This window comes from Pseudomonas putida, from assembly GCF_009883635.2.
Taxonomy (GTDB): Bacteria; Pseudomonadota; Gammaproteobacteria; order Pseudomonadales; family Pseudomonadaceae; genus Aquipseudomonas; species Aquipseudomonas putida_W.
This window is the reverse complement of record NZ_CP026115.2, coordinates 1,815,076-1,838,949: the sequence shown is the minus strand read 5'-3', so window position 1 is coordinate 1,838,949 and position 23,874 is coordinate 1,815,076. Positions and strand designations below refer to the sequence as shown.

General features: G+C 58.4%; 24 protein-coding genes and 5 tRNA genes. 15 read left to right on the top strand and 14 right to left on the bottom strand.

From position 1 onward, the window contains the following. Window positions 1–297 precede the first annotated feature (297 nt). The 4 genes from C2H86_RS08485 to C2H86_RS08470 all read right to left on the bottom strand — a co-directional run bounded on the left by C2H86_RS08485 (window position 298) and on the right by C2H86_RS08470 (window position 5,411). Window positions 298–720, bottom strand: a complete 423-nt coding sequence (locus C2H86_RS08485; RefSeq protein WP_159412205.1) for a TetR family transcriptional regulator — start codon at window positions 718–720, stop codon at window positions 298–300. Then, entirely contained in the window at window positions 717–2,600 is a 1,884-nt protein-coding gene (locus C2H86_RS08480; protein ID WP_159412204.1) for a tyrosine-type recombinase/integrase, read from the bottom strand. Before C2H86_RS08480 ends, C2H86_RS08485 begins: the two co-directional genes overlap by 4 nt. Next, entirely contained in the window at window positions 2,597–3,949 is a 1,353-nt protein-coding gene (locus C2H86_RS08475; protein ID WP_346266756.1) for a hypothetical protein, read from the bottom strand. Before C2H86_RS08475 ends, C2H86_RS08480 begins: the two co-directional genes overlap by 4 nt. A gap of 301 nt (window positions 3,950–4,250) precedes the next feature. Beyond that, complete coding sequence (locus C2H86_RS08470; RefSeq protein WP_159412202.1) at window positions 4,251–5,411, bottom strand: tyrosine-type recombinase/integrase; 1,161 nt, start codon at window positions 5,409–5,411, stop codon at window positions 4,251–4,253. 216 nt (window positions 5,412–5,627) lie between these two features. On the opposite strand from C2H86_RS08470, the gene C2H86_RS08465 reads away from it, so the two are divergent. Genes C2H86_RS08465 through thiO form a run of 5 tightly spaced genes read left to right on the top strand, consistent with a single transcriptional unit; the run spans window position 5,628 to window position 8,472 of the window. Then, entirely contained in the window at window positions 5,628–5,810 is a 183-nt protein-coding gene (locus C2H86_RS08465; RefSeq protein ID WP_159412201.1) for a prepilin-type N-terminal cleavage/methylation domain-containing protein, read from the top strand. Next, window positions 5,807–6,460 carry a PilW family protein gene (locus C2H86_RS08460; protein WP_159412200.1) on the top strand — a complete coding sequence of 218 codons (654 nt, stop codon included), beginning with the start codon at window positions 5,807–5,809 and terminating at the stop codon, window positions 6,458–6,460. The genes C2H86_RS08465 and C2H86_RS08460 overlap by 4 nt, the downstream gene beginning before the upstream one ends. After that, entirely contained in the window at window positions 6,457–6,930 is a 474-nt protein-coding gene (locus C2H86_RS08455) for a hypothetical protein (protein ID WP_159412199.1), read from the top strand. The genes C2H86_RS08460 and C2H86_RS08455 overlap by 4 nt, the downstream gene beginning before the upstream one ends. Before the next feature lies 1 nt (window position 6,931). Next, entirely contained in the window at window positions 6,932–7,321 is a 390-nt protein-coding gene (locus C2H86_RS08450; RefSeq protein WP_159412198.1) for a type IV pilin protein, read from the top strand. Window positions 7,322–7,374: 53 nt separating this feature from the next. Then, window positions 7,375–8,472: a glycine oxidase ThiO gene (gene thiO, locus C2H86_RS08445; protein WP_159412197.1), complete on the top strand. Its 1,098-nt coding sequence runs from the start codon at window positions 7,375–7,377 to the stop codon at window positions 8,470–8,472. Window positions 8,473–8,571: 99 nt separating this feature from the next. Here thiO and C2H86_RS08440 read toward each other — a convergent pair whose 3' ends face one another. After that, complete coding sequence (locus tag C2H86_RS08440; RefSeq protein ID WP_159412196.1) at window positions 8,572–8,796, bottom strand: PP0621 family protein; 225 nt, start codon at window positions 8,794–8,796, stop codon at window positions 8,572–8,574. Window positions 8,797–8,889: 93 nt separating this feature from the next. Continuing rightward, a complete protein-coding gene (locus C2H86_RS08435; RefSeq protein WP_060512985.1) occupies window positions 8,890–9,909 on the bottom strand; it encodes an outer membrane protein assembly factor BamD in 1,020 nt (339 codons plus the stop codon). A 147-nt stretch (window positions 9,910–10,056) separates the two neighbouring features. Between C2H86_RS08435 and rluD the strand changes: the two genes are divergently transcribed. The 8 genes from rluD to C2H86_RS08395 all read left to right on the top strand — a co-directional run bounded on the left by rluD (window position 10,057) and on the right by C2H86_RS08395 (window position 15,290). After that, window positions 10,057–11,019 (top strand): 23S rRNA pseudouridine(1911/1915/1917) synthase RluD, encoded by a 963-nt coding sequence (gene rluD / locus C2H86_RS08430; RefSeq protein ID WP_159412195.1) that lies wholly within the window; start codon window positions 10,057–10,059, stop codon window positions 11,017–11,019. Then, the gene (pgeF, locus tag C2H86_RS08425; RefSeq protein WP_159412194.1) at window positions 11,016–11,756 is read left to right on the top strand and encodes a peptidoglycan editing factor PgeF; all 741 of its coding nucleotides are present in this window, start codon (window positions 11,016–11,018) and stop codon (window positions 11,754–11,756) included. The genes rluD and pgeF overlap by 4 nt, the downstream gene beginning before the upstream one ends. Before the next feature lie 140 nt (window positions 11,757–11,896). Continuing rightward, window positions 11,897–14,461, top strand: a complete 2,565-nt coding sequence (gene clpB / locus C2H86_RS08420; RefSeq protein WP_159412193.1) for an ATP-dependent chaperone ClpB — start codon at window positions 11,897–11,899, stop codon at window positions 14,459–14,461. Window positions 14,462–14,843: 382 nt separating this feature from the next. Further along, window positions 14,844–14,919 (top strand) — tRNA-Asn (locus tag C2H86_RS08415). Window positions 14,920–14,923: 4 nt separating this feature from the next. Further along, window positions 14,924–15,000, top strand: a tRNA-Pro gene (locus C2H86_RS08410). Window positions 15,001–15,006: 6 nt separating this feature from the next. Beyond that, window positions 15,007–15,082: transfer RNA gene (locus tag C2H86_RS08405), tRNA-Lys, on the top strand. 50 nt (window positions 15,083–15,132) lie between these two features. After that, window positions 15,133–15,209, top strand: a tRNA-Pro gene (locus C2H86_RS08400). A gap of 5 nt (window positions 15,210–15,214) precedes the next feature. After that, a tRNA-Lys gene (locus C2H86_RS08395) sits at window positions 15,215–15,290 on the top strand. A gap of 94 nt (window positions 15,291–15,384) precedes the next feature. Here the strand turns inward: C2H86_RS08395 and C2H86_RS08390 are convergent. The 4 genes from C2H86_RS08390 to C2H86_RS08375 form a co-directional block, all read right to left on the bottom strand. Then, complete coding sequence (locus C2H86_RS08390) at window positions 15,385–16,680, bottom strand: NAD(P)/FAD-dependent oxidoreductase (protein ID WP_110639969.1); 1,296 nt, start codon at window positions 16,678–16,680, stop codon at window positions 15,385–15,387. 84 nt (window positions 16,681–16,764) lie between these two features. Continuing rightward, window positions 16,765–16,938: a DUF3094 domain-containing protein gene (locus tag C2H86_RS08385; protein WP_008091951.1), complete on the bottom strand. Its 174-nt coding sequence runs from the start codon at window positions 16,936–16,938 to the stop codon at window positions 16,765–16,767. Between the two features lie 132 nt (window positions 16,939–17,070). Further along, window positions 17,071–17,700 carry a DUF1780 domain-containing protein gene (locus tag C2H86_RS08380; protein WP_027918232.1) on the bottom strand — a complete coding sequence of 210 codons (630 nt, stop codon included), beginning with the start codon at window positions 17,698–17,700 and terminating at the stop codon, window positions 17,071–17,073. 55 nt (window positions 17,701–17,755) lie between these two features. Continuing rightward, window positions 17,756–18,187, bottom strand: a complete 432-nt coding sequence (locus C2H86_RS08375) for a hypothetical protein (protein ID WP_159412192.1) — start codon at window positions 18,185–18,187, stop codon at window positions 17,756–17,758. A 109-nt stretch (window positions 18,188–18,296) separates the two neighbouring features. On the opposite strand from C2H86_RS08375, the gene C2H86_RS08370 reads away from it, so the two are divergent. After that, window positions 18,297–18,980 carry an energy-coupling factor ABC transporter permease gene (locus C2H86_RS08370; protein ID WP_159412191.1) on the top strand — a complete coding sequence of 228 codons (684 nt, stop codon included), beginning with the start codon at window positions 18,297–18,299 and terminating at the stop codon, window positions 18,978–18,980. 393 nt (window positions 18,981–19,373) lie between these two features. Beyond that, window positions 19,374–20,705 (top strand): IS110 family transposase, encoded by a 1,332-nt coding sequence (locus C2H86_RS08365; RefSeq protein WP_163985947.1) that lies wholly within the window; start codon window positions 19,374–19,376, stop codon window positions 20,703–20,705. Between the two features lie 92 nt (window positions 20,706–20,797). Here the strand turns inward: C2H86_RS08365 and yacG are convergent, their stop codons facing one another. From yacG to C2H86_RS08345, 4 genes are read right to left on the bottom strand one after another with little or no spacing between them, the layout of a single operon-like run. Then, window positions 20,798–20,998, bottom strand: a complete 201-nt coding sequence (gene yacG, locus C2H86_RS08360; RefSeq protein ID WP_159412189.1) for a DNA gyrase inhibitor YacG — start codon at window positions 20,996–20,998, stop codon at window positions 20,798–20,800. Continuing rightward, entirely contained in the window at window positions 20,995–21,618 is a 624-nt protein-coding gene (coaE, locus tag C2H86_RS08355) for a dephospho-CoA kinase (RefSeq protein WP_159412188.1), read from the bottom strand. Before coaE ends, yacG begins: the two co-directional genes overlap by 4 nt. Then, window positions 21,618–22,484, bottom strand: a complete 867-nt coding sequence (locus tag C2H86_RS08350; RefSeq protein ID WP_159412187.1) for a prepilin peptidase — start codon at window positions 22,482–22,484, stop codon at window positions 21,618–21,620. The genes coaE and C2H86_RS08350 overlap by 1 nt, the downstream gene beginning before the upstream one ends. 2 nt (window positions 22,485–22,486) lie before the next feature. Then, complete coding sequence (locus C2H86_RS08345; protein WP_159412186.1) at window positions 22,487–23,695, bottom strand: type II secretion system F family protein; 1,209 nt, start codon at window positions 23,693–23,695, stop codon at window positions 22,487–22,489. Window positions 23,696–23,874 lie beyond the last annotated feature (179 nt).

Genomic DNA, 23,874 nt, shown 5'->3' with positions numbered 1-23,874 from the left:
AAGACCCGCTAGGAAGGCTTTGTAAACCACTTTTTTGACGTGTAAACCACTGTGGTTTACATGTCAAAAAAGTGGTTTACACGTTCATTTTGTAAGGTCTTTTGGGCTGCTCCAAGAAGGCTGCCGCGAGGTTACATATTGGCGAGTGTAGAACGTGACCTCACATAGAGTCAGTCCTCAATGACCTCGACAGTCTTAATAGCGTGGCGCTCGATGGGTTGTAATTCAATATGAAAAACCCGGGTTTATTACAGCTGTATCCTCTGCTAGTAATCAGGCCGTTGTGGGAAGGCTTAACTATCTTGTTTTTTCGTTAAGCCCGATCACGTTGCGGTCACATGTGATCGCTTTAAGCAATGCTAGCTCACCTAATAGAACTTCATTTATCGAAGCTAAAGCTGAGATTTTATATTTCAGCTCTTCAATTTCCTTGCGATATAGTGCGGATTTTTTTCGCTCTGCCACTAAATAGTTTTGCTTTATATCTCGCGCTGCACGGCTCGACTGCCCTTGTATGCCACGAATCGTCTCGGCAATAACCGGATAATGGTTATGGATTAAGGCCGCAGAGACTCCTGCCTCTCTGGCGACAGCCGCAATTGAAATTTGTTTCTCGCCTGAGCGAGAGCGACCTTTTTGAATTCTAAGTAATGCTAGTCGCAGATCTTGTTCCCGATCCCCTGCTGGCTTGTATTTGGCTGCTTTACTTCGAGTTTTCATTGCCTTTCCACCTTAGAAACTCCCGCGCCCAGTTGTGTTAGTATTTCACGGCAACGAGTCAAGTCGCGATCTACCCTTTTACGCCCTGCCTCGCCTATGTCAACGCTGTTTCGCAGTTCATCTAAGTCACTGAGCAGGCGTTCATAAATTTTGGCATGTTTCAGACTTATTACAGAGTTTTCGCAGCCCCCGCAGCGAGTCCGTTCCATGTTATTGCCAATACAGTTGCCTTTGTCCGCTGTGCACCACGCGTGACCATTGCTGCGAATGGCTGTACTTTCTGCAATGGATTTTAGCATCGCAGTTCGATCTTTGAAGATAAGCAGGTTTTTGGGATCCCTTTGCCAATGCTTGATTGCCTGGCCGTATCCTCCAGCTAGCGGGGTGTCGTCTAACCAAGTGTTGACAACATCAATTTTGATTGTCCCAAGTTCGCTTTGAATTTCGTCATATAAATCGATATCGAGATGGGCGCCCCATGTTTCATCCATCGCATACTTCATGGTCATGTCAAGTGACCAATGAGCAAAATGCTCTTTCAGGTATCTCAGGTCACCAAATTTGCTGTGGGCTACATAATTCGCAAATTTTCTGCGGAATTGGTGGCTAGTAACTTTCCACGTTAACCCACAAGAAGTGGCGAATTCCTTAATGCGACGGTCCCACGCATTATTTGTCATGGTGCGGGTGCTGTTTTTAACGGCTTTCGAGCTAAATAAAAATATAGCATTCTGATGCTTTTTTGCCTCGACAATTTCGGGGTCTTGCGGATTGGCACGGCGGCGCTGTTGCAATTCTTTGGCGATTTTCGCTTGGTAGGGAGCGGCCCATCGCTCCATGAGGCGTAAAGCCCGCACGCCGCTTTCAGGAATCATCCAATAATGTATGCCGGCATCAGTTTTTTCAGAGCGTGAGCGCATCCAGTGGTAGGTAATCCCGGTATCATCTTCAGTGCGATGGTGTGCACCCGTATGTAAGTTCGAAAGCTCGTGATTGCGGCAGCCTGAAACACAAGCTAAGACGATATAGCAAGAGGTGCGTAGGTCAGTGAGTGCGGCTTGTAGTGATCTTAAGCCTTCCGACCACCCCAGATTTTTTAACTCCTGGGCTTTTTTGTTCGCGATACTCTGTCGCTTAAGACGCGTTGGCTGTGCATCAATGGCGTACATAGCATCACGCAAATCCAGTAAATACTGCCCATTCTCCATTTTCTGATATGCGCTTCCGAACAGCACACAGAACACATCGTCAGGCATTAAAGGAGTTTTGGCGTTATACAACACTGCACCCGTCAGGCCAGCCATTGTTTTGGCCGAAGTTTCAGCCCATGGAAGTTGTTGCATGGCGTCGTCGGTATATTGACTCAACTCATGAATCGCTTCAACTGCGCTGTATCTCGATTGCAAGCCCCTGGGGGAAAGAGGTTGACCAATCCGATTTATAGTGCATCGATAATCTTTGCAAGCAGCTACATATGTCGCGCAGACCATAGGGGTTACTTCGCTAAATTTATCGATTTTCATTGAGAGGAGATGGTTCAAGAAAGGAATGCAATTATGAAAGGTCGCAAATATCACCGAGCCTTTAGGTCTGCCGCCCCCGTTTCGCCCTCGCATTATGTAGCGATAAATTATAGCCTTCATTACTGGTTTAAATTTCTGCGGCAGTTTAGAGAAGTCAATGCGTCTCTTATTGATGTTGGTGTTGGTTGGTAGGCCGCTGAGCAACCAAACATCATCAGCGTATTTGCTGAGGGTGACCCAATGACCTTCAACGTGTACTGCGCGAATGATGAGTTTTTCGCGGTCAGTGGTTGAAAGACCCCGTATGTCGTCGGGTTGAGTGGAGGGGAAATCTAATGCCTGATTTGAGTCGGTCATGCAAAGACCTCCAGGTTCTCGATCATTTCAGCTGCCCAAAATGGATGAGGTTTGTTTCGGGCACGCGCTCGCGCGTCTTCCACATCTCTATCCTTAAAAATTCCGCGTCGTAATCCCTCTGCTACAATATAATTGTCAATTAGACGAGGAATATGTGCATAGAGCTTTGCCCAGTGGCCTTTATCCATGCTGGCCCTTTCGCTCAAGATTCTGAAATAGAAACTAAATAGTTTATACAAGTCCTCGGAGGTTACTGCGTAGTGCCTGCAGCGAACACAGTTTGTAAAGTTCATACATGTTGCACCTTCCCCGCTCTTGAATGCTACGTTCTCTTGGGGAAGGTTAGAGCAGCGTCCTGTAGGGGTGTTTTTATAGGTTGAGCCAATACTTTTTGTGAGTAGCTCGCTTACCAATATTTCACCCATGAACTGCCAATTTTGACGACTAGTCTCGCTTGGCGCTAAATAATGGTCGTCAGTCACTCGTAATGTGTCACCCAAGGCTGCGGCAGTTACGGCCATGTCGCCGTCTGTAATTTCAAAGATCCGGTTCGCGAAACTTTTCCTTAGGCGGGATATGTTTAATCGAAGCGGGGAGCCAGAGATATCAGTCAAGTTGTAATCGCGAACCAAGTGGTTAGCGGCATCAGAAAGGAGCGATGAACTCAAGGCTGTGATGCCGAGGTGGGAGTGATAAATCCATACGCGCTCCTTTATATCGATTGGGGCATTTTTATTCACTTCTTCCGTGAGGCTAATGATGCGACGTATGAGACGTTCTACACTGCCTTGCATAGTCCAAGTTGACTCAAGGAGGCGCTCGGTAAGCTGATCGGTGCGAAGGGCCACCTTACTACTGTTATAACCACGCCTCTTCCATAAAACTAAGAATGCAGTATTTTTTTTGGGGTGAGCGCGTAGGCAATTTCGTTCCATTTCCAGTAGCGGCGTTGTATTTCGTCCGGTATACAGAGCCACGGTCAATAGTGCATAAGCCATGAGATCGCCAGTAAGCGTAGGTTTCTCGTCCCAGATTGGCTTGATCGCTTGTTTTAACGCTTGAACAACGGCTTGCCGCTCTCGCTTGGTTAACGCAGTTTCGCCTTTGAGCTTTCTCTTAAGATTCGGGAATGGGTTCCTCGGGAAGGTTGCGGAATCGCCGGATTGAATCAAATTGAACAGACCTCGTCGACCGATGGCAACCAGTACGGGTTTTGCGTTCTGGTAGATGGTCCTTTGGGTTGAGATCCCGACACCTAAGCCCGTGAGATGAGAAAGAAATCCATCAATAATATCGCGATGCAGGTCTGCGAGGGTCAGATCACGTTCTAAGGCCGCCGAGCGCAGCATACAATATTCTAGAAAGTGCCTTAGTCCTGAAGTGCAATTTCCCGATATTGTACCTTTCGTTAAATTCCCATCCTGACCTGCAAGATATCTCTCGATTTGTCGTTGGCACGCGTAAGTTATGGGGTCGATTCCGACGTTATACCATCGAGAGAATTCGAAGCTTCTAGTGTTCGCTGTATTTCTTTCAAATGTTATTTTCGTTTTTTGCGGGGGAATAATGTTTGGAGGGATTATTGCATTCCCTGTGGCGTCGTGGCTATGTCCTGTCGCTGGGATTTCAAGGCTGGTTTTGCAGAAGACTTTACGCTTTCCCATCAAGAGCCTCCGCCATCGAGTTCAACTCATCGTCATATGCTAGGACTGCTTCATCGGCCAGTTCGTTTACTAGGTGCAGGTACACCATCGTCGTTTGAATTGAGCTGTGCCCAAGCTGTCTTTGAACAAAAACTAAAGGGTCTAAGCCGCTGGTTGGGTTACATTGCAGACTTGATAAGGTGTGGGTGGCGTAGGTATGCCGAAGCATGTGAGTATGAACGTTCAACTGCACTCGTTTTCCTAGTTCTCTAATCACGCGATTAAAGCTCTTTCCGCCATTGCCGTAGGGCTCTCCCATACGATTCAGGAATAACTGTCTATGGGGAGATTTGCTTAGCGATGCGCGTTCGCCTCGTACGTTTTCCACATAGTAGTAAAGTTCTCTCATGAGGTGGCGACTGACATACAATATTCGAGGAATACTACGTTTAGTGGTCATTCCGCTTCCGTCATGCGGATCTAGGTAGACGCGAAGGTTTCGCTCTGCTCGCCCAATCTCGTCAGGATTTCGCACATAAGAGAGCGGGAATGTAGTGATTTCCTCTCGACGCAAGCCTGTATGTAATGCGAGCCGAATCATCATGCGGTGATGCGGGTTATCGGCTGCATCGATAATTAGTTGCACCTCGCTCAGGCTTAAAAATTTTGGTAGTGACTTGGTTTTACGTGGCATGGCATCACTAACAGAGACTTTTCCTCCGCTTTTGTCGAGATGTTCCAGAAGTCCTGTTTTTCGTCTTGAGGTTCGTTCTTCGTAATTAAATGGTAGGTTTTTTACCCATTTTTCTTTAAAGGCGAACTCATAAAATTTGCAAATATATAAGAGGCGCTGGCGAATGGTATTTGACGATAGCTTGCAGTGATTTAGGCAGTAATCTCGGTATGCGTAAGTTAGACTTTTGGCTTCGCCACGATCGACGTCACGCCAATCTAGTTCATGGGCTTGGAGAAAACTAAAAAAATCGTAGATGGCGCGTCCCGTACTTGACCAAGATCGCTTAGACCCAATCGCACCTCGAAATAAATAATTCCGAAGGAACTGATTGGCAGGAACGCAACTATTCATTGTGTCCCACAGGAGGATTGGAAAACCTGGACACGGCAGGCCAGCGACAACAAAATCCTTTGTGGACCAAATGAGTTCCATTCTCATTCTCCCTCGTTGGATTCGGGATCTCGCTAGTAAGCGCAAGGCTCACCCTAATGATATGGAAATGTATTACAAGATTTAACTCTTGCAAGGGGTCAGAACACCGTGCATTCCTCCCTGGAAGTGCTTGGCTATAGCTTCACGGTTGGTGGGCATGAGGTCCAGACGACCAAGTTCAAGGTAGTTGCGGGAAAAGTCGCAGGAGGTGCAAGGATGCACAAGAAACAGCGGGGCATGACGCTTCTGGAAGTGTTGTTGGCAGTAGTCGTGGTGGCAGTGGGTATCTTGGCCTCGGCCGCCTTACAGTTTAAGGCATTGCAAGCCACCGACAGTGCGCGGCGGGAAGGGCAGTCAGCGTTGGCGGAGCACAGCGAACACGAGCAGAACCGGCCATGAAGCGCATGCAAGTTGGCTTCGGGTTGCTGGAGGTGATGCTGGCACTGGCGATCGGGCTTGTGGTGTTGGTGGCTGCCAGTCAGCTTTTTGTTTCCGCCCATCAAACATGGCGGCTTCAGGGTGCGGCGTTGCGCCTGCAGGATGACGCACGCTTGGCCTTGCTGCGCATGGCCCAAGATATCCGAATGGCTGGCATGTTTGGTTGCCTGCGGCTAAAACCCGGTGACTTCATAGACCCGCTTGCTCGGCAGGCATTCTCGCAGCCATTGGTGATTGGGGCGTCCAGCCTGGAATTGGTGGTCGCTGAGTCTTCGGGGTACACAGGAAAGCCGGACTGGACATTGTTGACGGACTGCCGTGAAGAAGCCGTCGTCTTCCAAGGTCCTCCTTCGCAAACGGGTACGGTCATGACCGTGCGAATCACCCGTCATCGTTACGAGCTGCGCGGTTCAATCCTCTATTTCACACGGGGCAAAAACTCACAAGCGCAGCCGCTCGCCAGCCATGTGAGTGAGATGCAGGTGACGCAGGTTGATGCGCCCGAGGGGGGACGGGTGGACCTGCAACTGACGTTGTTTGAACCGACACTGCAACTTGAGCAGCGCCATGAACTGAGCGTGGCACTGCGCAATCCGGTATCCATTCCATGAAGCATCAGCGCGGTATCGTACTGCTGCTGGCGCTGGTGTTCAGCATGCTGCTGGCCTTGCTTGCAGCTTCAGCCCTACGTGATGCACTGGTCGAAACGCGCATGACCGGCGCCATGAGTGATGGACTGCTGGCATTCGAACAAGCGGAGATCGTGCTGCAGGCCGGTGCCAAAGAACTGCAGCGTTCCCCTCCCGAGAAGTGCAACGACTGCCTACCACCATCACGTCCACACGACCTGCAAGGCCAGTGGCAGAAGATCAAGGACGGCTACTTTCACCTGCAGAACCTGGGTGAAACCGATCGAGCTGCACATATGCCCGAGGGTGAACGGGTCACCCTGTACCGCGTAACAGCCGTCAGCCAACAACTGGCAGCCCGCCAGGTCCTGGAGGCCGTCTATGCCATCCCAACCGCTCAACCACAAGCTCCCCAGCGCATCCTCTGGCGACAAAGACTGAGGCAGGACTGACATGCAGCAAGGTATGACCCTGATCGAGATGTTGATTGTCGTGGCCGTGACCGGCATTCTGGCAGCCATTGCCTACCCCAGTTACAGCGACCAGCTCAGGCGAGCCGCACGCAGCGAAGTGGTTGGCCTGCTGCATGACGCTGCCCTGCGCCTGGAGCGCCATCGCGTGCGCACCGGCCAGTACGCCGAGGGCGACCCACAGCTGCCCACCGGCAACCGCCACTACCGCCTGCAGGCCCAACGCGACAGCGACACCTTCACGCTGATCGCCCGCCGTCTGCCCCAAGGCCTGATGGCCGATGACCGCTGTGGCGATTTCCAGCTCGACCAGGCCGGTGTGCAGCGCAATCCGGGCGCCATGCAAAGCAGCGAGCGCTGCTGGGGAAGCTGAAGGTTGAATGATGCCCAGGCATCGCGGATTTACTTCAGGTGTTGGATCGACAGATGAGCAAGCAAGTAGTGGTGGTCGGCGGCGGGGTGATCGGCCTGCTGACCGCGTTCAACCTGGCGGCGAAGGTAGGCCAGGTGGTGGTGTGTGATCAGGGCGAAGTTGGCCGCGAGTCTTCCTGGGCTGGTGGCGGCATCGTTTCGCCGCTGTACCCCTGGCGCTACAGCCCGGCGGTGACCGCACTGGCGCATTGGTCGCAGGATTTTTATCCACAGCTGGGCGAACGCCTGTTCGCCAGCACTGGCCTCGATCCGGAGGTACACACCACTGGCCTGTACTGGCTCGATCTGGATGACGAAGCCGAGGCGCTGGCCTGGGCCGAGCGTGAGCGCAGGCCGCTCAGCGCTGTGGATATCTCCGCCGCCTACGATGCGGTGCCGGTGCTTGGCCCGGGTTTCAAGCACGCGATCTTCATGGCCGGTGTGGCCAACGTGCGTAACCCTCGCTTGGTGAAGTCGCTCAAGGCTGCGTTGCTGGCACTGCCCAACGTGACCTTGCGTGAGCACTGCCAGGTCAGTGGCTTCGTTCATCAGAACGGGCGCGTGACTGGCGTACAGACGGCTGACGGTGTGCTCTCGGCAGATGAAGTGGTGCTCAGCGCTGGCGCCTGGAGCGGCGACCTGCTGCGCACCCTGGGGCTCGAATTGCCGGTCGAGCCGGTGAAGGGTCAGATGATCCTGTTCAAGTGCGCTGAGGACTTCCTGCCGAGCATGGTGCTGGCCAAGGGTCGGTACGCGATCCCGCGTCGTGACGGGCACATCCTGGTGGGTAGTACGCTGGAGCATGCCGGTTACGACAAGACCCCGACAGAGGACGCGCTGGCCAGCCTCAAGGCTTCGGCCATCGAACTGCTGCCGGAGCTCAAGGATGCCACGGTGGTTGGGCACTGGGCCGGACTGCGGCCTGGCTCGCCGGAAGGCATTCCTTACATCGGGCCGGTGCCGGGGCATGAAGGTCTGTGGCTGAACTGCGGGCATTACCGCAACGGATTGGTGCTGGCGCCGGCTTCGTGTCAGCTGTTCAGCGACCTGCTGACCGGGGCCGACCCGATCATTGATCCGGCGCCGTATGCGCCAGCGGGCCGTTTGGGCTGAGGGCCTCTTCGCGGGTAAACCCGCTCCTACAGGGATCTCACAGATCTGTGTGGGAGCGGGTTTACCCGCGAAAGGGCCTGAACAGGGATAGCCTCAGCCTTACCGCCCAGGCCCTTGCTGCAAATGTGCCTGGCTGCAATACCAGTCATTCCCCTGCTGCAGCGCCCGGTCGTCGGGCAGGTGCACGCCGCAGTGGGCGCAGCGCACCATCTTCAGTGGCGCGTCGAGCTTCGGCTCGGAGTGCGACTGCTGGCTGACTTTGAACTTGCGCCACAGCCAGAACGCGGCGGCGATCAGGGCGATCCAGAAAAGTAGGCGAACCATGGTGTCCAGCTTGTTGGTTGTAGAAGCCGACAGTCTAGGACGCGGCCATAAAAAAAGGGAGGTCTCAGACCTCCCTTTCTCATAGTGCTTGGATCAGTCAAACAGACCAAAGGTCATGTAGCTGAACCACGAGCGGTCTTTTTCAGCTTCCTTCGGGCCTGCCGGGACGATCGGGTCACCGTTCTCGTCCTTCGGCAGCAGCTCTTGCGGCATCTCGTCGCGCGCATCCTGGAACTGCTTGACCACGTCCTGGTTGGCGCGGGTTTCACCCGGCGGCAGTGGAGTTTCGGTCTCGATCAGGCCCAGGGTGGCCTTGGACAGCCAGCCGCGGCCGTCAGACTCGGTCTGCTTGGGCTGGAACTGGCCATCGACCAGGCTAGGGTGGTCCGGGTAGTTGAGCTTGAGGGTTTCCAGGCTGGTGGCCGCCAGCTCGTCCAGGTGCATCTTCTGGTACGACTCGACCATCACCGCCAGGCCGTCGCCGACCGATGGGGTTTCCTGGAAGTTCTCGACCACGTAGCGACCACGGTTGGCTGCAGCCACGTAGGCCTGGCGGCTCAGGTAGTAGTCGGCCACGTGAATTTCGTAGGAAGCCAGCAGGTTGCGCAGGTAGATCATGCGCTGCTTGGCGTCCGGCGAGTAGCGGCTGTTGGGGAAGCGGCTGGTGAGCTGGGCGAACTCGTTGTACGAGTCGCGGGCGGCACCCGGGTCACGCTTGGTCATGTCCAGCGGCAGGAAACGCGCCAGCAGGCCACGGTCCTGGTCGAACGAGGTCAGGCCCTTGAGGTAGTAGGCGTAGTCGACGTTCGGGTGCTGCGGGTGCAGGCGAATGAAGCGCTCGGCAGCCGATTTGGCAGCCTCAGGCTCGGAGTTCTTGTAGTTGGCGTAGATCAGCTCGAGCTGCGCCTGGTCGGCGTAGCGGCCGAACGGGTAGCGCGACTCCAGGGCCTTGAGCTTGTTCACGGCGCTGGTATAGCTGGAGTTGTCCAGGTCAGCCTGAGCCTGCTGATACAGCTCGGCCTCACTGAGGTTCTCGTCAATGACTTCCTTATTGGAGGAACAGGCCGCGGTGAGCCCGAGGATGGCGATCAGCAGCAGGTGTTTCACTTGCATGGCGGCTTGCGTCCCTTTGACGGCCGCTGTCTTGGGCGGTGCCGTCCTGTTATGATGAGCGCCCCGGCCAACCCCGGGACAAAAGAAGCCGTATTTAACCACAAGCTCGCAGCCGAAACCAAAGGCTGTGCGCCCGCCGAATCGAGCATGTCCGAGATCATTCAACTTAGCGCAGAGGTCCCGTCCGAACTGGGCGGTCAACGCCTCGACCAGGTCGCCGCCCAATTGTTCGCCGAGTATTCGCGTTCGCGGCTTACTTCGTGGATCAAAGAGGGCCGCCTGACGGTCGATGGCGCGGTCGTGCGCCCTCGGGACCCCGTCCATGGTGGTTCGCAGCTTATCCTGGAGGCCGAGCAAGAGGCCCAGGGTGAGTGGGTCGCAGAAGATATCGAACTGGATATCGTCTACGAAGACGACCACATCATGGTGATCAACAAGCCTGCGGGGCTGGTTGTGCACCCGGCCGCCGGGCATGCCAGCGGTACGCTGCTCAATGCGCTGCTGCACCACGTGCCAGACATCATCAACGTGCCGCGCGCCGGTATCGTTCACCGCCTGGACAAGGACACCACCGGTCTGATGGTGGTGGCCAAGACCCTGCAGGCGCAGACCAAGCTGGTCGAGCAGTTGCAGAGCCGCACAGTCAGCCGCATCTACGAATGCATCGTGGTTGGGGTGGTGATCGCCGGCGGCAAGATCGACGCTCCGATCGGTCGTCACGGTGGGCTGCGCCAGCGCATGGCGGTGACTGACGGCGGTAAGCCCGCAGTCAGCCACTACCGGGTGCTCAAGCGCTTCCGTTCGCACACCCATGTGCGGGTCAAGCTGGAAACCGGTCGTACTCACCAGATCCGCGTGCACATGGCGCATGTCGGTTATCCGCTGGTCGGCGACCAGACGTACGGTGTGCGTTTCCGTATTCCGCCGGCAGCCAGCCCAACCATGGTCGAGGCGGTCAAGAACTTCCCGCGCCAGGCGCTGCATGCGCGGTTCCTGGCGTTGGTCCACCCGATCACCGGTGAGAAGATGAAGTGGGAGTCGCCTCTGCCGGACGACTTCGTCTGGTTGCTGTCGCTGCTCAACCAGGACCGCGAGAGCTTTATCGGATGAACGGTCTGACGCAGTCGCTGCTGATCCCCGACTGGCCAGCCCCGGCCTCGGTTTGCGCCTGCGTCACTACCCGTGAGGGTGGCGTCAGCCTGCCGCCCTACGAATCCTTCAATCTCGGTGACCACGTCGGCGATGACCCGGTCGCGGTCACCGAGAACCGCCGTCGCCTCAGCGACGAATTCACCATCCAGCCAGCCTGGCTCAAGCAGGTGCATGGCCTGGTGGTGGCGGATGCCGACCCGGCCGTGGTGGCCGAGGCCGATGCCAGCTGGACCGACCAGCCGGGCATTGCCTGCACCGTGATGACTGCCGATTGCCTGCCGGCGCTGTTCTGCGACCGCGCCGGTACTCGCGTTGCGGCAGCCCATGCGGGCTGGCGCGGGCTGGCGGGCGGCGTGCTCGAGGCCACCCTCGATCGCCTGGCGTTGGCGCCTGAAGAGGTGCTGGTGTGGCTCGGGCCGGCCATCGGCCCCAAGGCCTTCGAAGTGGGGCAGGAAGTGCGCGATGCCTTTACTGCCGTGCATCCTGAAGCGGCCAGGGCTTTCGTCGACGGCGAACGGCCGGGCAAGTTGATGGCGGATATCTACGAGCTGGCGCGCATTCGCCTGGCGGCGCGTGGGGTGACGGCTGTTTATGGCGGTGGTTACTGCACGGTCAGTGATGCCCGCTTCTTCTCCTATCGTCGTACCCCTCAAGGTGGGCGCTTCGCCTCGCTGGTCTGGTTGGCCCCGCGCTAATCCAGAAAGCTGACCCCGGTCAACCCCGCTACGCTTGAATCTTCCAGAATCAGCCTTATCTATAAGGTCATCTCAGGCAGGTTTCTTCATAAACAGGCGCTGTCCATCGCTCCGACCTGCCCTTTAAAGGAAGGTACACCATGCGAATAGACCGTTTGACCAGCAAGCTCCAGCTTGCAATATCCGATGCCCAATCCCTGGCCGTTGGCATGGACCACCCAGCCATCGAGCCCGTGCACCTGTTGCAGGCACTGCTCGAACAGCAGGGCGGTTCGATCAAGCCGCTGCTGATGCAGGTTGGCTTCGACATCAACAACCTGCGCCAGGCGTTGGTGAAAGAACTCGACCAGTTGCCGAAAATCCAGAACCCCACTGGCGACGTGAACATGTCACAGGACCTGGCGCGCCTGCTCAACCAGGCTGATCGCCTGGCCCAGCAGAAGGGCGACCAGTTCATTTCCAGCGAACTGGTGGTGCTCGCCGCCATGGACGAGAACAGCAAGCTCGGCAAGCTGTTGCTCAGTCAGGGCGTGACCAAGAAGGCCCTGGAAAACGCCATCAACAACCTGCGCGGCGGTGCGGCGGTGAATGACGCCAACGCCGAAGAATCGCGTCAGGCGCTGGACAAGTACACCGTCGACCTGACCAAGCGCGCCGAAGAAGGCAAGCTCGACCCGGTGATCGGCCGTGACGACGAAATCCGCCGCACCGTGCAGGTGCTGCAGCGTCGCACCAAGAACAATCCGGTGCTGATCGGTGAGCCTGGCGTGGGTAAAACCGCCATCGCCGAAGGCTTGGCCCAGCGCATCATCAACGGCGAAGTGCCTGACGGCCTGAAAGGCAAGCGCCTGCTGGCGCTGGACATGGGCGCGCTGATCGCCGGTGCCAAGTACCGCGGCGAGTTCGAAGAGCGCCTCAAAGGCCTGCTTAACGAGCTGTCCAAACAGGAAGGCCAGATCATCCTGTTCATCGACGAACTGCACACCATGGTCGGCGCCGGCAAAGGCGAGGGCGCCATGGACGCTGGCAACATGCTCAAGCCGGCCCTGGCCCGTGGCGAGCTGCACTGCGTTGGCGCCACCACGCTCAACGAATACCGCCAGTTCATCGAGAAGGACGCGGCGCTGGAGCGGCGCTTCCAGAAAGTGCTGGTGGAAGAGCCGAGCGAGGAAGACACCATCGCCATCCTGCGTGGCCTGAAAGAGCGCTATGAAGTGCACCACAAGGTGGCCATCACCGACGGTGCGATCATTGCCGCAGCCAAGCTCAGCCACCGCTACATCACCGACCGCCAGCTGCCGGACAAGGCCATCGACCTGATTGACGAAGCGGCCAGCCGCATCCGCATGGAGATCGACTCCAAGCCGGAAGTGCTCGACCGCCTCGACCGTCGCCTGATCCAGCTGAAGGTGGAATCCCAGGCGCTGAAGAAGGAAGAAGACGAAGCGGCGAAGAAGCGCCTCGAGAAGCTCACCGAGGAAATCGAGCGGCTGGAGCGCGAGTATTCCGACCTGGAAGAAATCTGGGCGTCGGAAAAAGCCGAAGTGCAGGGCTCGGCACAGATCCAGCAAAAGATCGAGCAGGCCCGACAGGAGCTGGAAAGCGCCCGTCGCAAAGGTGACCTGAGCCGCATGGCCGAGCTGCAGTACGGGGTGATCCCGGACCTGGAACGCAGCCTGCAGATGGTCGACCAGCACGGCAAGACCGAGAACCAGTTGCTGCGCAACAAGGTCACCGAGGAGGAGATCGCCGAAGTGGTGTCCAAGTGGACCGGCATCCCGGTGGCGAAGATGCTCGAAGGCGAGCGCGAGAAGCTGCTGAAGATGGAAGAACTGCTGCACCAGCGGGTGATCGGCCAGGGCGAGGCGGTGACCGCAGTTGCCAACGCCGTGCGCCGTTCGCGTGCCGGGCTGTCCGACCCGAACCGGCCAAGTGGTTCGTTCCTGTTCCTTGGCCCGACCGGCGTGGGCAAGACCGAGCTGTGCAAGGCGCTGGCCGAGTTCCTGTTCGACACCGAAGAGGCCATGGTGCGCATCGACATGTCCGAGTTCATGGAGAAACACTCCGTGGCTCGCCTGATCGGTGCCCCGCCAGGCTACGTCGGTTATGAAGAGGGCGGTTACCTGACCGAGGCCGTGCGCCGCAAGCCGTACTCGGTGGTGCTGCTGGATGAGGTGGAGAAGGCTCACCCGGATGTGTTCAACGTGCTGCTGCAGGTGCTGGAAGATGGCCGCCTGACTGACAGTCATGGCCGCACCGTGGACTTCCGCAACACGGTGATCGTGATGACCTCCAACCTGGGCTCGGCGCAGATACAGGAGCTGGTGGGGGATCGCGAGGCGCAGCGTGCGGCGGTGATGGACGCAGTGGGTTCGCACTTCCGTCCGGAATTTATCAACCGGATCGACGAAGTGGTGGTGTTCGAGCCGCTGGGCCGCGAGCAGATCGCCGGTATCACCGAGATCCAGCTTGGCCGCCTGCGCAGCCGCCTGCTCGAACGCGAACTGTCGCTGAGCCTGAGCCCAGAGGCCTTGGACAAGTTGATCGCCGTGGGTTACGACCCGGTGTACGGTGCACGGCCGCTGAAGCGGGCGATTCAGCGCTGGATCGAAAACCCGCTGGCGCAGCTGATCCTGGCTGGCAAGTTCATCCCAGGGACGGCGATTACTGCCAAGGTGGAAGGCGACGAAATCGTCTTTGCCTGATTGCAGTTGTGAACAGCCCCGCTTCGGCGGGGCTTTTTTGCGTCTTCCTGTGGCCTCTTCGCGGGGCGAGCCAGCAAATCCGGGGCTTTCCGGGCATGTGGGATAACTTGCTGAAATTTTTGAAATTTCTGCTTGCATCAAAAAACGAGTGCCCCTAATATACGCCGCGTTGTCAGGCACTAAGCGAATCACCAGCAACATGGGTGACCGCAAAACAACTTACAAATCAGTAAGTTGAATGAAAAAAAGTGGTTGACAAGCAAAACGAAGAATGTAGAATAGCCGGCCTCAGCAGCGACAAAGCGAAAGCAGAGAAGCTAAAGAGTCCGAAGCGAACACAGCCTTCGGAGTAGCAGTGAAGTAAGTTGTACCGAAGTTCAGTTCCGCGATAGCTCAGTCGGTAGAGCAAATGACTGTTAATCATTGGGTCCCTGGTTCGAGTCCAGGTCGCGGAGCCAATCTCGGGGTGTAGCGCAGTCCGGTAGCGCGCCTGCTTTGGGAGCAGGATGTCAGGAGTTCGAATCCCCTCACCCCGACCATTTTCCGGGTCGTTAGCTCAGTTGGTAGAGCAGTTGGCTTTTAACCAATTGGTCGTAGGTTCGAATCCTACACGACCCACCATGTAAAAAGGGGCATCTCGATCGAGGTGCCCTTTTTTTTAAGCAAGACCTCGGGGTGTAGCGCAGTCCGGTAGCGCGCCTGCTTTGGGAGCAGGATGTCAGGAGTTCGAATCCCCTCACCCCGACCATTTTTGGGTCGTTAGCTCAGTTGGTAGAGCAGTTGGCTTTTAACCAATTGGTCGTAGGTTCGAATCCTACACGACCCACCATGAACAAAGGGCATCTCGCATGAGATGCCCTTTTTCTTTGGCCTCGGAAAAGCAGGCAAAAAGAAGGGCCGCCCAGGCGACCCTTCATCTTCGATCAGTGCAGCTTCAATCGCGGCTCAGTGCCCCGACCAATCTTGCTACCCAGCATCATCAACGCCGTACGGAAGAACCCATACAGCGCCATCTGGTGCATGCGGTACAGCGACACGTAGAACATCCGCGCCAGCCAGCCCTCCAGCTTCACGCTGCCCATCAGGTTACCCATCAGGTTGCCCACCGCCGAGAAGCGCGACAGCGACACCAGCGAGCCGTAGTCCTTGTATTCGTAAGTCGGCAGTGCCTTGTTCTCCAGTCGCGCCTTCAGGCTCTGCGCCAGCATCGAAGCCTGCTGGTGCGCGGCCTGGGCCCGTGGTGGCACGTTGCGGTCGCTACCCGGTTGCGGGCAGGCGGCGCAGTCACCGAAGGCGAAGATGTTGTCGTCGCGGGTGGTCTGCAGGGTAGGGCGCACCACCAGCTGGTTGATGCGGTTGGTTTCCAGGCCGTCGATATCCTTGAGGAAGCCCGGTGCACGGATACCCGCCGCCCACACCTTGAGGCTGGCCTGGATCACTTCACCGTCTTTGGTCTTCAGGCCATCTTCGGTCACTTCACTGACGGCCGCGTTGGTCATCACCTTCACCCCGAGTTTTTCCAGGGTCTTGTGCACCGGCACGCTGATACGCTCCGGCAGCGCAGGCAGCACGCGCGGGCCAGCCTCGATGATGGTGATGTGCATGTCCTTGGGCTGGATGCGGTCCAGGCCATAGGCTGCCAGTTCGTGGGCGGCGTGGTGCAGCTCTGCCGCCAGTTCCACACCGGTGGCACCGGCGCCGACGATGGCCACGCTGATCTGCTCGCTGGCCACGTCACCGGCGTGGGCACGCAGGTAGTGGTTCAGCAGCTGCTGGTGGAACCGCTCGGCCTGCTTGCGGGTATCGAGGAACAGGCAGTGCTGCGCAGCACCCAGGGTGCCGAAGTCGTTGGTGTTCGAACCCACGGCGATGACCAGGGTGTCGTAGCCCAGGGTGCGCGCAGGCAGCAACTCGCGGCCCTCTTCATCGAGGGTGGCGGCCAGTTGGATCTGCTTGCCTTCACGGTCCAGGCCGCTCATGCGCCCCAGCTGGAAGTTGAAGTGGTTCCACTTGGCCTGGGCCACGTAGTTCAGTTCGTCTTCCGAGGAGTTCAGCGAGCCGGCGGCCACTTCGTGCAGCAGGGGTTTCCAGATGTGCGTGAGGTTGGCGTCGACCAGGGTGATCTCGGCCTGCTTGCGCTTGCCCAGGCTTTTACCCAGGCGGGTCGCCAGTTCCAGGCCGCCGGCGCCGCCGCCGACAATCACGATGCGATGAGTCATGGGGATATCTCATAAGGTTTACGGAATTCGTGGCCCCAGGGGCCGGCCGCAAACTGCACGAGGGGAGGGCGAGCGCAAGGCAGCTCATAGCACCAGTCCACTCAGCAGACGGCTGATGAGACCCAACCCGATGGTCACGGCCAATACCAGCACAAGGAGCAGCCAGGGCCGGAAAGGCCGGCGCTCGACTTGGTGCTGGGGGGCTCGCAGATACTCATCGACACGACGCTGATCTTCCGGGTTCAGGCGACTGGTCATGGTGGGCCTCGTCAGGTAGACGTTTGTGACTGCCCGAACGCCACAGCGTTCAGGCAAGCGCTTCAAACAAATGATAATGCTTTCTATCCCTGGCGCCGAGTTTACGCCATCGCAATGACTCTCGGCAGTGGATCAAAGACTGATGCCCACGTCGAAGACGATACTGCGCCCCAGGTTGCCGCGCAGAAAGTCCGGCGCATCGGGGTGGGCGAACAGCACCCGGGCGAATGTCGGCCCGACCAGCGACAGCGAGCGCCAGCCCTGGCGCAGGTATTCGGTGGGCGGCGGGAAGTGGGTGTTTAGGTCGAGCACTTCGCGCTTGAGGCTGGCGAAAGCGATGATGTCCAGCTCGCTCAGGTCCAGCCCGCGCTCGCGGTAGTTGTGCGCCTTTTTGCGCAGGGTCGGCGCCAGGCGCCCAAGCAGCTCGGCGGCGGCGATGCGCCGGGGGCGGGCTTCGCGGCGCACCAGTTGGGCCAGGGAAAAGGCACTGCGCCGGCGCTGCAGCTCTTCTCGCCACTCGTCGTTGAGGCGGCGGCCTTCGTCGAGCACGAAAAACACCTCGAATGCCGCATCACGGAACAGCACGTCTGGTGGTTCCTGGCCGGCTGGGGTGAAGTCCTCGCTGCGATAGGGGATGTTCAACCCTTGCAACAGGCGCTGGCACACCCATCGCTCCCGCTCCCACTTGCGGGCGTTGGAGAGAAAGGCATTGGCTTGTTCGGCCTGGATGGTAAGCAGGCGCAGGTAGTCTGAGTCATCCATGGGAACAAGCTTAGCCGCTAATCGATGACGGTAAGATGCTGTTTGGGCGTGGGAATCAGGCCAATGTCGACCACTGCTGCAGCAGCCCGACCAGATGCACCACGCCGAACCCCAGGCAGATCAGCGAACTGATCACGATGAAGCGCTTGCTGCGGCCAGTGCCAGCCAGTAATAGCGGGCCCAACAGGCCGCGTGCGAGGTACACCAGGGTGATCAGGCAGATGACCGGCAGCAGCAGGGGCAAGCGCCCGAGCAGGCCGGCGGCCGACAGCGCATAGGCTGACCATACCAGCAGTACCCCGGCGATGGCTGCGGTGATGAGCGCTGGGTAGCGGTGGCCTTTTTCAGCCGCCACCGCCAGGCGTTCGCCCGCACCGAACAGGCGATACCAGCGCGGGCCGACGACGATGATGGCCAGGTGCAGCAGGCCGGCGACCGCGCTGAGCGCAGCCCCAAGCAATAGAGGTTGGTTGAGTCCTTCAGCCATGGTGGATGCCTCCTGCATCAAAAGTGCACCCAGCCTACCGCAGCCGGGCGTCGGCGAGAATCGGTGTAGACTCAGGTTTATCCACAGGCCAGACAGGGGTATTGCTCGGGTGATCAGCGCGCAGGTGTTATCCACAACCAGCCTTGCCCTGGGTTGGCTCGGTTATGTGCCCTTGCTGATCTGGGCCGCCAGCCGCACACGATGGGTGGAGCTGGTGACCGACCGGCGCCGCCAGCACCTGCTGTTCGGCACGGTGTTCTGCCTGTTTGCCCTGTGGCTGGTCAGGCGCGATTTCGATACGGGTGTGTCGTATCACTTCATCGGCATGACGGCGGTGACCTTGCTGCTGGACTGGCCGCTGGCCGTTCTGGGCGGGGTCCTCGCCCAGCTCGGTTTGCTGGCGCTGGGCCGACAGGACCTCGCAGCGCTTGGGGTCAACGGATTACTGCTGGTGGGGTTGCCGGTGCTGATTACCGAGGTGTGCGCGATCCTGGTCGAGCGGGCGCAGCCGCGAAACCTGTTCGTCTATATCTTCTGTTCGGGGTTCTTTCCCGCTGCGCTGACAGTGCTGATTTGCGTGCCGGTGGCGCTGGGAGTGCTATGGCTGGATGGTCGCTTTGCGATGCCGGAGTGGCTCAGCGACTTTATCGGCTACCTGTGGTTGATGATGTTCCCGGAGGCGTTCATCAACGGCATGGTGATCAGTGCGCTGGTGGTGTTTTGCCCGGAGTGGCTGGAGACGTTCAACCGAACACGGTATCTGCAGGCGCCTTGGAAGGATGACGAGCGCTGAGAACTGTATTGGCTGCACCGGCCCCTTCGCGGGACAAGCCCGCTCCTACAGGCGATCGCGTTCCCTTGTAGGAGTCCACCCGCCGCTAGTCGCCGCGCTGTCGCGCAGCAAACTGGTATGCGCATGGCCTGCATTGAGCGCTGAGGCATGAAATGGACAAAGCAAAAGGCGGCTGCCCGTAGGGCAGCCGCCTTTTGCTTTGTTAGGATCTAAGGGCGCGGGACAGAGGCCGTAACCCGCATTGGTGTCATCAGCACCCGCGTAGGAGAGTGGCCCGCACGGCATCGGCGTGGAGTCCATGTAGGCACCACCGTCAGGTGATGACCACGTATGAGAGAGTGAACCTTTCGCCGCCGTGTGCCCCGCGCGCCCATTATCCTGCTAGGAATACTCATGGCGCGCAAGCAGGCCAAGCAACGTTTTCAACTTGTTCATCCACATTGTGCTGGCATTGACATCGGTAGCCGCGAGCATTGGGTTGCAGCCAGTAAGGATCATGAGCCCATCGTGCGCAGCTTCGCCACGTTCACGCACGACCTCAACCAGTTGGCCGACTGGCTTTCTGAAATGGGAGTCGAGGTCGTTGCTATGGAGGCAACCGGGGTCTACTGGATTCCCTTGTTTGAACTCCTTGATGCCCGTGGCTTCAATGTTTACCTGGTTAACTCGCGGTCCACCCGGCAGATTTCCGGGCGCAAATCGGATGTGCTCGACTGTCAGTGGATTTGGCAGTTGATGAGCCATGGATTGCTCCGAGGAGCATTCCGCCCATCTGAATCGATTTGCACCTTGCGTGCGCTGGTTCGCCAACGGGCCAATAAAGTCCGCGATCAGGCGCAAGCATTGAATCGTATTCAGAAAGCGCTCACCCAGATGAACATCCAGCTTGCCAATGTCATCAGTGACATCTCTGGGGTCACGGGAATGAGGATTCTGCGAGCGATCATTGACGGCGAACGCGATCCACAGATACTGGCAGGGATGATTGATCGTCGCATCAAGGCAACTCCAGAAACTGTTGCTCGCAGTCTGCACGGCAACTGGCGCTTGGAACATCTCCATGCACTAGCGCAGGAGGTGGAGGCTTACGACTTTCTGGAACAGCAAATCGCTGATAACGATGAGGCGATTAGCGGTGTTCTAGCACTACTGCCTGTGCGACAAGAGAAGCCACAGCCATCGCGCAAAGTGCTGCGCAGCCCACACCGATCTGCTGCTGCTCAGACCGCATTGCATCAAGCCGTCTGGAAAGTGATGGGCGTTGATTTGACCGCCATTCCCACGATCGGCGTGGATACCGCGTTGGTCATTGCGAGTGAGATCGGCCCAGATCTCAGCCGCTTTCCTAGTTCACAGCACTTCTGTTCCTGGCTGGGTTTGGCACCGCCCACTCGCATCTCCGGCGGCCGACAGCTATCGGGATCAGGCCCTAAAGTAATCAATCGTGCTGCGCAGGCACTGAAGCAGGCCGCGTCCAACGCCAGAAACGACAAGAGCTTTATCGGTGCCAGTCATCGCGCCCGTCTTTCGCGAATGGACACGAGCTGTGCGATCAAGGCCACAGCGCATCAGGTTGCACGGTTGATATATGCGATGGTAACCAGAGGCCAAGCCTACGCAGAGAAAGGCATTGAAGAATTTGAAGAGCGAAGCAAGGGCAGGCAGCTCCGGGCCTTGCTGCGCAAGGCCCGGAAACTGGGTCTGGAACTGGTAGAGGCCGCTTGATTTTAATGCTTATAAAAACAATGAGTTATTTTATGTTTGATGAGAGCGGGCTTGCCCCGCGAAGAGGCTAGTACAGGCCATTGAAAGTCAGCTCAGTGCCGCGGCTCCAGCTCCCCGGAAAACAGCTCATCCTCGGCCTCCGGCGCCACCGGAATCTTGTGCTCCTCGGCCGCCCAGGCGCCCAGGTCAATCAGCTTGCAACGATCGGAACAGAATGGCCGGAACGCGTTCTTCTCGTTCCATTCCACAGGTGCGCCACAGGTCGGGCAATCGACGGTCAATGGCTGGCTCATGGCTGGCCTCCTCGTAAAGTCAGGTAAAAGTGGTGCAGGCGGTCAATCTGCTCGTACAGTGCGGCCAAATTGCCGTCATTGACCACCACATCGTCGGCATGGCCCAGGCGCTCCTCACGGGCCAGCTGGGCCTTGAGAATGGCCTGCACCTGCTCAGGGCTGGTGTTGTCACGTGCCAGGGTACGCGCCACCTGCAGCTCCTGCGGCACATCGATCACCAGCACGCGCTGGACCTTCTGATGCTGGCCCGACTCGATCAGCAGCGGTGACACGTACACCGCATAGGGTGATTCAGCCTTGGCCAGGTAGCTGAAGATCTCCTGCCCGATCAACGGGTGCAGCAGTTGCTCCAGCCATTTGCGCTGCGCCGGGTCGGCGAAGATCAGCTGGCGCAAGGCCGCACGATCAAGTTGGCCATCGTCCAGCAGCACACCAGGGCCGAAGCGCTCGACGATGCTCGCCAATGCCGGGCGGCCGGGCTCGACCACCCAGCGTGCCGCCTGGTCGGCGTCGACCAGGTGCACGCCAAGTTCGACGAAGCGCTCGGCGGCGGCGCTCTTGCCGCTGCCGATGCCGCCGGTCAGCCCGAGAATCCAGGGGGTGAAGGCCTTGGTGGTCATCACATTCCAAACAGATGCAGGTAGAAGGCGTATATTTCATCACTCCAGAGCACAGCAATCCACCCCGCAATGGCCAGATAAGGGCCAAAGGGTATGGCTGCGCCGACGGATTGCCTTCGCACGCGCAGCAGGCACAGGCCCGCCAACACGCCGATCACCGATGACAGCAGCAACGTCACCGGCAACACCTGCCAGCCGCCCCAGGCACCGATCAGCGCCAGCAACTTGAAGTCGCCATAGCCCATGCCCTCCTTGCCGGTGATCAGCTTGAACACCCAGTACACCGACCACAGGCTCAGGTACCCGGCCACCGCGCCCCACAGTGCATCGGACAACGGCACCACAGTGTCGAATGCGTTGACGATCAAGCCCAGCCACAGCGTCGGCAGCACGATGACATCCGGCAGAATCTGCTGGTCATGGTCGATCAGGCTCAGCGCCAGCAGGCTCCAGGTCAGCAGCAGCAGGGCCAGCGCTTCGATGCCCGCACCGGAATGCCAGGCCACCACCATCGAAAACAGCGCACAGGCCAGCTCGACCAGTGGATAACGCGCACTGATCGGCTGCTTGCACGCCGAGCAGCGCCCGCGCAATGCCAGGTAACTCAGTACGGGAATGTTCTCCCAGGCGCGGATCGCGTGGTTGCAATGCGGGCAGTGGGAGGCGGGCAGCGAGAGGTTGAAGCGCTCGTGCTCGGTAGCCGGCAGGCCCAGCACCTCTTGCGCCTCGCGCTGCCACTCGCGCTCGAGCATGATCGGCAGGCGATGCACCACTACGTTGAGGAAACTGCCCACCAACAGGCCGAGCACAGCCGCCAGGGTAATGAAGTACGCCGGCTGCTCGGCCAGCAAAGTCCATGAAGTCATGTTCAGATCAAGCTACCCAACTGGAAGATCGGCAGGTACATCGCCACCACCAGGCCACCGACCAGCAAGCCCAGGATCAGTACGATGGCCGGCTCCAGCAGGCTGGTCAACTGGTCCAGCGTCTGGCTGACCTGTTCCTCGTAATGGCTGGCGGATTTCTCCAGCATCTGGTCCAGCGTGCCGCTGGATTCACCGATGGCGGTGAGTTGTACCAACAATGGCGGAAACAGCGGTTCAATCGCCATCGCCTGATTCAGCGTCTGCCCGTTGGCCATTCCCTGGCGCAAGCGCTGCACCGCCTGCTCGTGCAGGTCATCGCCGCAAGCTTTGGCCACGGTGACCAGCGCATCCAATAACGGCACACCGGCAGCATAGGACGTGGCCAAGGTACGGGCGAAACGCGCCAGGGCCGCCTGACTCAACAGCTTGCCAAACACAGGTAGACGCAGGGCCTGTGCAGTTATCCACAGGCGTGCTGGCGCATGCTTCTGATACAGCCGAGTCACGGCAAATCCCAGGGCAAGTCCGGTTATCAACAGCAGCGGCGCATAACGCCCCAGCCCTGTGGACAAGTTGATCACCCACTGCGTGAAGGCCGGCAACGCTGCATCGAAACCGGCAAACAGGCTCTCGAAACGCGGAATCACCTCCAGCAACAACACCGCCGAAACGCCCAACCCAGTCAGCAACAGCAGCAACGGATAGAGCATCGCCTTGCGCACGCGTTTACGCAGCACCTGGCGCTGCTCCAGCATCCCCGCCAGTTGTTCCAGCTGCCGGTCGAGCGTGCCGGATTGCTCGCCCACGCGAATTAGGTTGCAGTACAACCCATCGAACCACGCCGGATGCCGCTGCAGCGCATCCGCCAGCCCCAGGCCCGAGGCCACATCCCGTTTCAATTTATCCAGCAAGGTAGCCTGCGCTGCACTGCAACCACTGCGCCCCATCACCTCGAAGGCCTGCAACAACGGCACCCCGGCCTTGAGCAAGGTCGCCAGCTGCCGGCTAAAGCCAGTAGGGTCGGTCTTTTCCCGAGCCCTTGGCAAACGCCATTCAAAACCGCCAGCCGCCCGCAGGCTGACCACGCGAATGCCCTGGCGCTGCAAGCCGGCCCGCGCATAGGCCGGGCTGCGCCCGCTGACCTGGCCGCTGACCGCGGCGCCGCTGGCATCGGTGCCGTGCCAAGTGTAGAGGTGAATGGATGGGGTCATGCAAAGGTCCTTTTCTGCTCGTGCGACAAGCCTGGAAACAGCTTGTCGCATCCATGAGCGGGCGTGCGTCCGTGATGCTCACTAGAGTAGTTCACCGAAGATGACGCCCTGGCGGGCAGGGGTGACAAAAGGTGTCTGTTCAGGCCTACTGCGCCGCTGCCAGCTGGGGGCGAACCTGA

What these genes read in the sequence shown, in the direction of transcription:
- C2H86_RS08485 (WP_159412205.1), bottom strand. Translation starts at nt 720, where the DNA reads ATGAAAACTCGAAGTAAAGCAGCCAAATACAAGCCAGCAGGGGATCGG.
- C2H86_RS08480 (WP_159412204.1), bottom strand. Translation starts at nt 2,600, where the DNA reads ATGACCGACTCAAATCAGGCATTAGATTTCCCCTCCACTCAACCCGAC.
- C2H86_RS08475 (WP_346266756.1), bottom strand. Translation starts at nt 3,949, where the DNA reads ATGCTGCGCTCGGCGGCCTTAGAACGTGATCTGACCCTCGCAGACCTG.
- C2H86_RS08470 (WP_159412202.1), bottom strand. Translation starts at nt 5,411, where the DNA reads ATGGAACTCATTTGGTCCACAAAGGATTTTGTTGTCGCTGGCCTGCCG.
- C2H86_RS08465 (WP_159412201.1), top strand. Translation starts at nt 5,628, where the DNA reads ATGCACAAGAAACAGCGGGGCATGACGCTTCTGGAAGTGTTGTTGGCA.
- C2H86_RS08460 (WP_159412200.1), top strand. Translation starts at nt 5,807, where the DNA reads ATGAAGCGCATGCAAGTTGGCTTCGGGTTGCTGGAGGTGATGCTGGCA.
- C2H86_RS08455 (WP_159412199.1), top strand. Translation starts at nt 6,457, where the DNA reads ATGAAGCATCAGCGCGGTATCGTACTGCTGCTGGCGCTGGTGTTCAGC.
- C2H86_RS08450 (WP_159412198.1), top strand. Translation starts at nt 6,932, where the DNA reads ATGCAGCAAGGTATGACCCTGATCGAGATGTTGATTGTCGTGGCCGTG.
- thiO (WP_159412197.1), top strand. Translation starts at nt 7,375, where the DNA reads ATGAGCAAGCAAGTAGTGGTGGTCGGCGGCGGGGTGATCGGCCTGCTG.
- C2H86_RS08440 (WP_159412196.1), bottom strand. Translation starts at nt 8,796, where the DNA reads ATGGTTCGCCTACTTTTCTGGATCGCCCTGATCGCCGCCGCGTTCTGG.
- C2H86_RS08435 (WP_060512985.1), bottom strand. Translation starts at nt 9,909, where the DNA reads ATGCAAGTGAAACACCTGCTGCTGATCGCCATCCTCGGGCTCACCGCG.
- rluD (WP_159412195.1), top strand. Translation starts at nt 10,057, where the DNA reads ATGTCCGAGATCATTCAACTTAGCGCAGAGGTCCCGTCCGAACTGGGC.
- pgeF (WP_159412194.1), top strand. Translation starts at nt 11,016, where the DNA reads ATGAACGGTCTGACGCAGTCGCTGCTGATCCCCGACTGGCCAGCCCCG.
- clpB (WP_159412193.1), top strand. Translation starts at nt 11,897, where the DNA reads ATGCGAATAGACCGTTTGACCAGCAAGCTCCAGCTTGCAATATCCGAT.
- C2H86_RS08390 (WP_110639969.1), bottom strand. Translation starts at nt 16,680, where the DNA reads ATGACTCATCGCATCGTGATTGTCGGCGGCGGCGCCGGCGGCCTGGAA.
- C2H86_RS08385 (WP_008091951.1), bottom strand. Translation starts at nt 16,938, where the DNA reads ATGACCAGTCGCCTGAACCCGGAAGATCAGCGTCGTGTCGATGAGTAT.
- C2H86_RS08380 (WP_027918232.1), bottom strand. Translation starts at nt 17,700, where the DNA reads ATGGATGACTCAGACTACCTGCGCCTGCTTACCATCCAGGCCGAACAA.
- C2H86_RS08375 (WP_159412192.1), bottom strand. Translation starts at nt 18,187, where the DNA reads ATGGCTGAAGGACTCAACCAACCTCTATTGCTTGGGGCTGCGCTCAGC.
- C2H86_RS08365 (WP_163985947.1), top strand. Translation starts at nt 19,374, where the DNA reads ATGGCGCGCAAGCAGGCCAAGCAACGTTTTCAACTTGTTCATCCACAT.
- yacG (WP_159412189.1), bottom strand. Translation starts at nt 20,998, where the DNA reads ATGAGCCAGCCATTGACCGTCGATTGCCCGACCTGTGGCGCACCTGTG.
- coaE (WP_159412188.1), bottom strand. Translation starts at nt 21,618, where the DNA reads ATGACCACCAAGGCCTTCACCCCCTGGATTCTCGGGCTGACCGGCGGC.
- C2H86_RS08350 (WP_159412187.1), bottom strand. Translation starts at nt 22,484, where the DNA reads ATGACTTCATGGACTTTGCTGGCCGAGCAGCCGGCGTACTTCATTACC.
- C2H86_RS08345 (WP_159412186.1), bottom strand. Translation starts at nt 23,695, where the DNA reads ATGACCCCATCCATTCACCTCTACACTTGGCACGGCACCGATGCCAGC.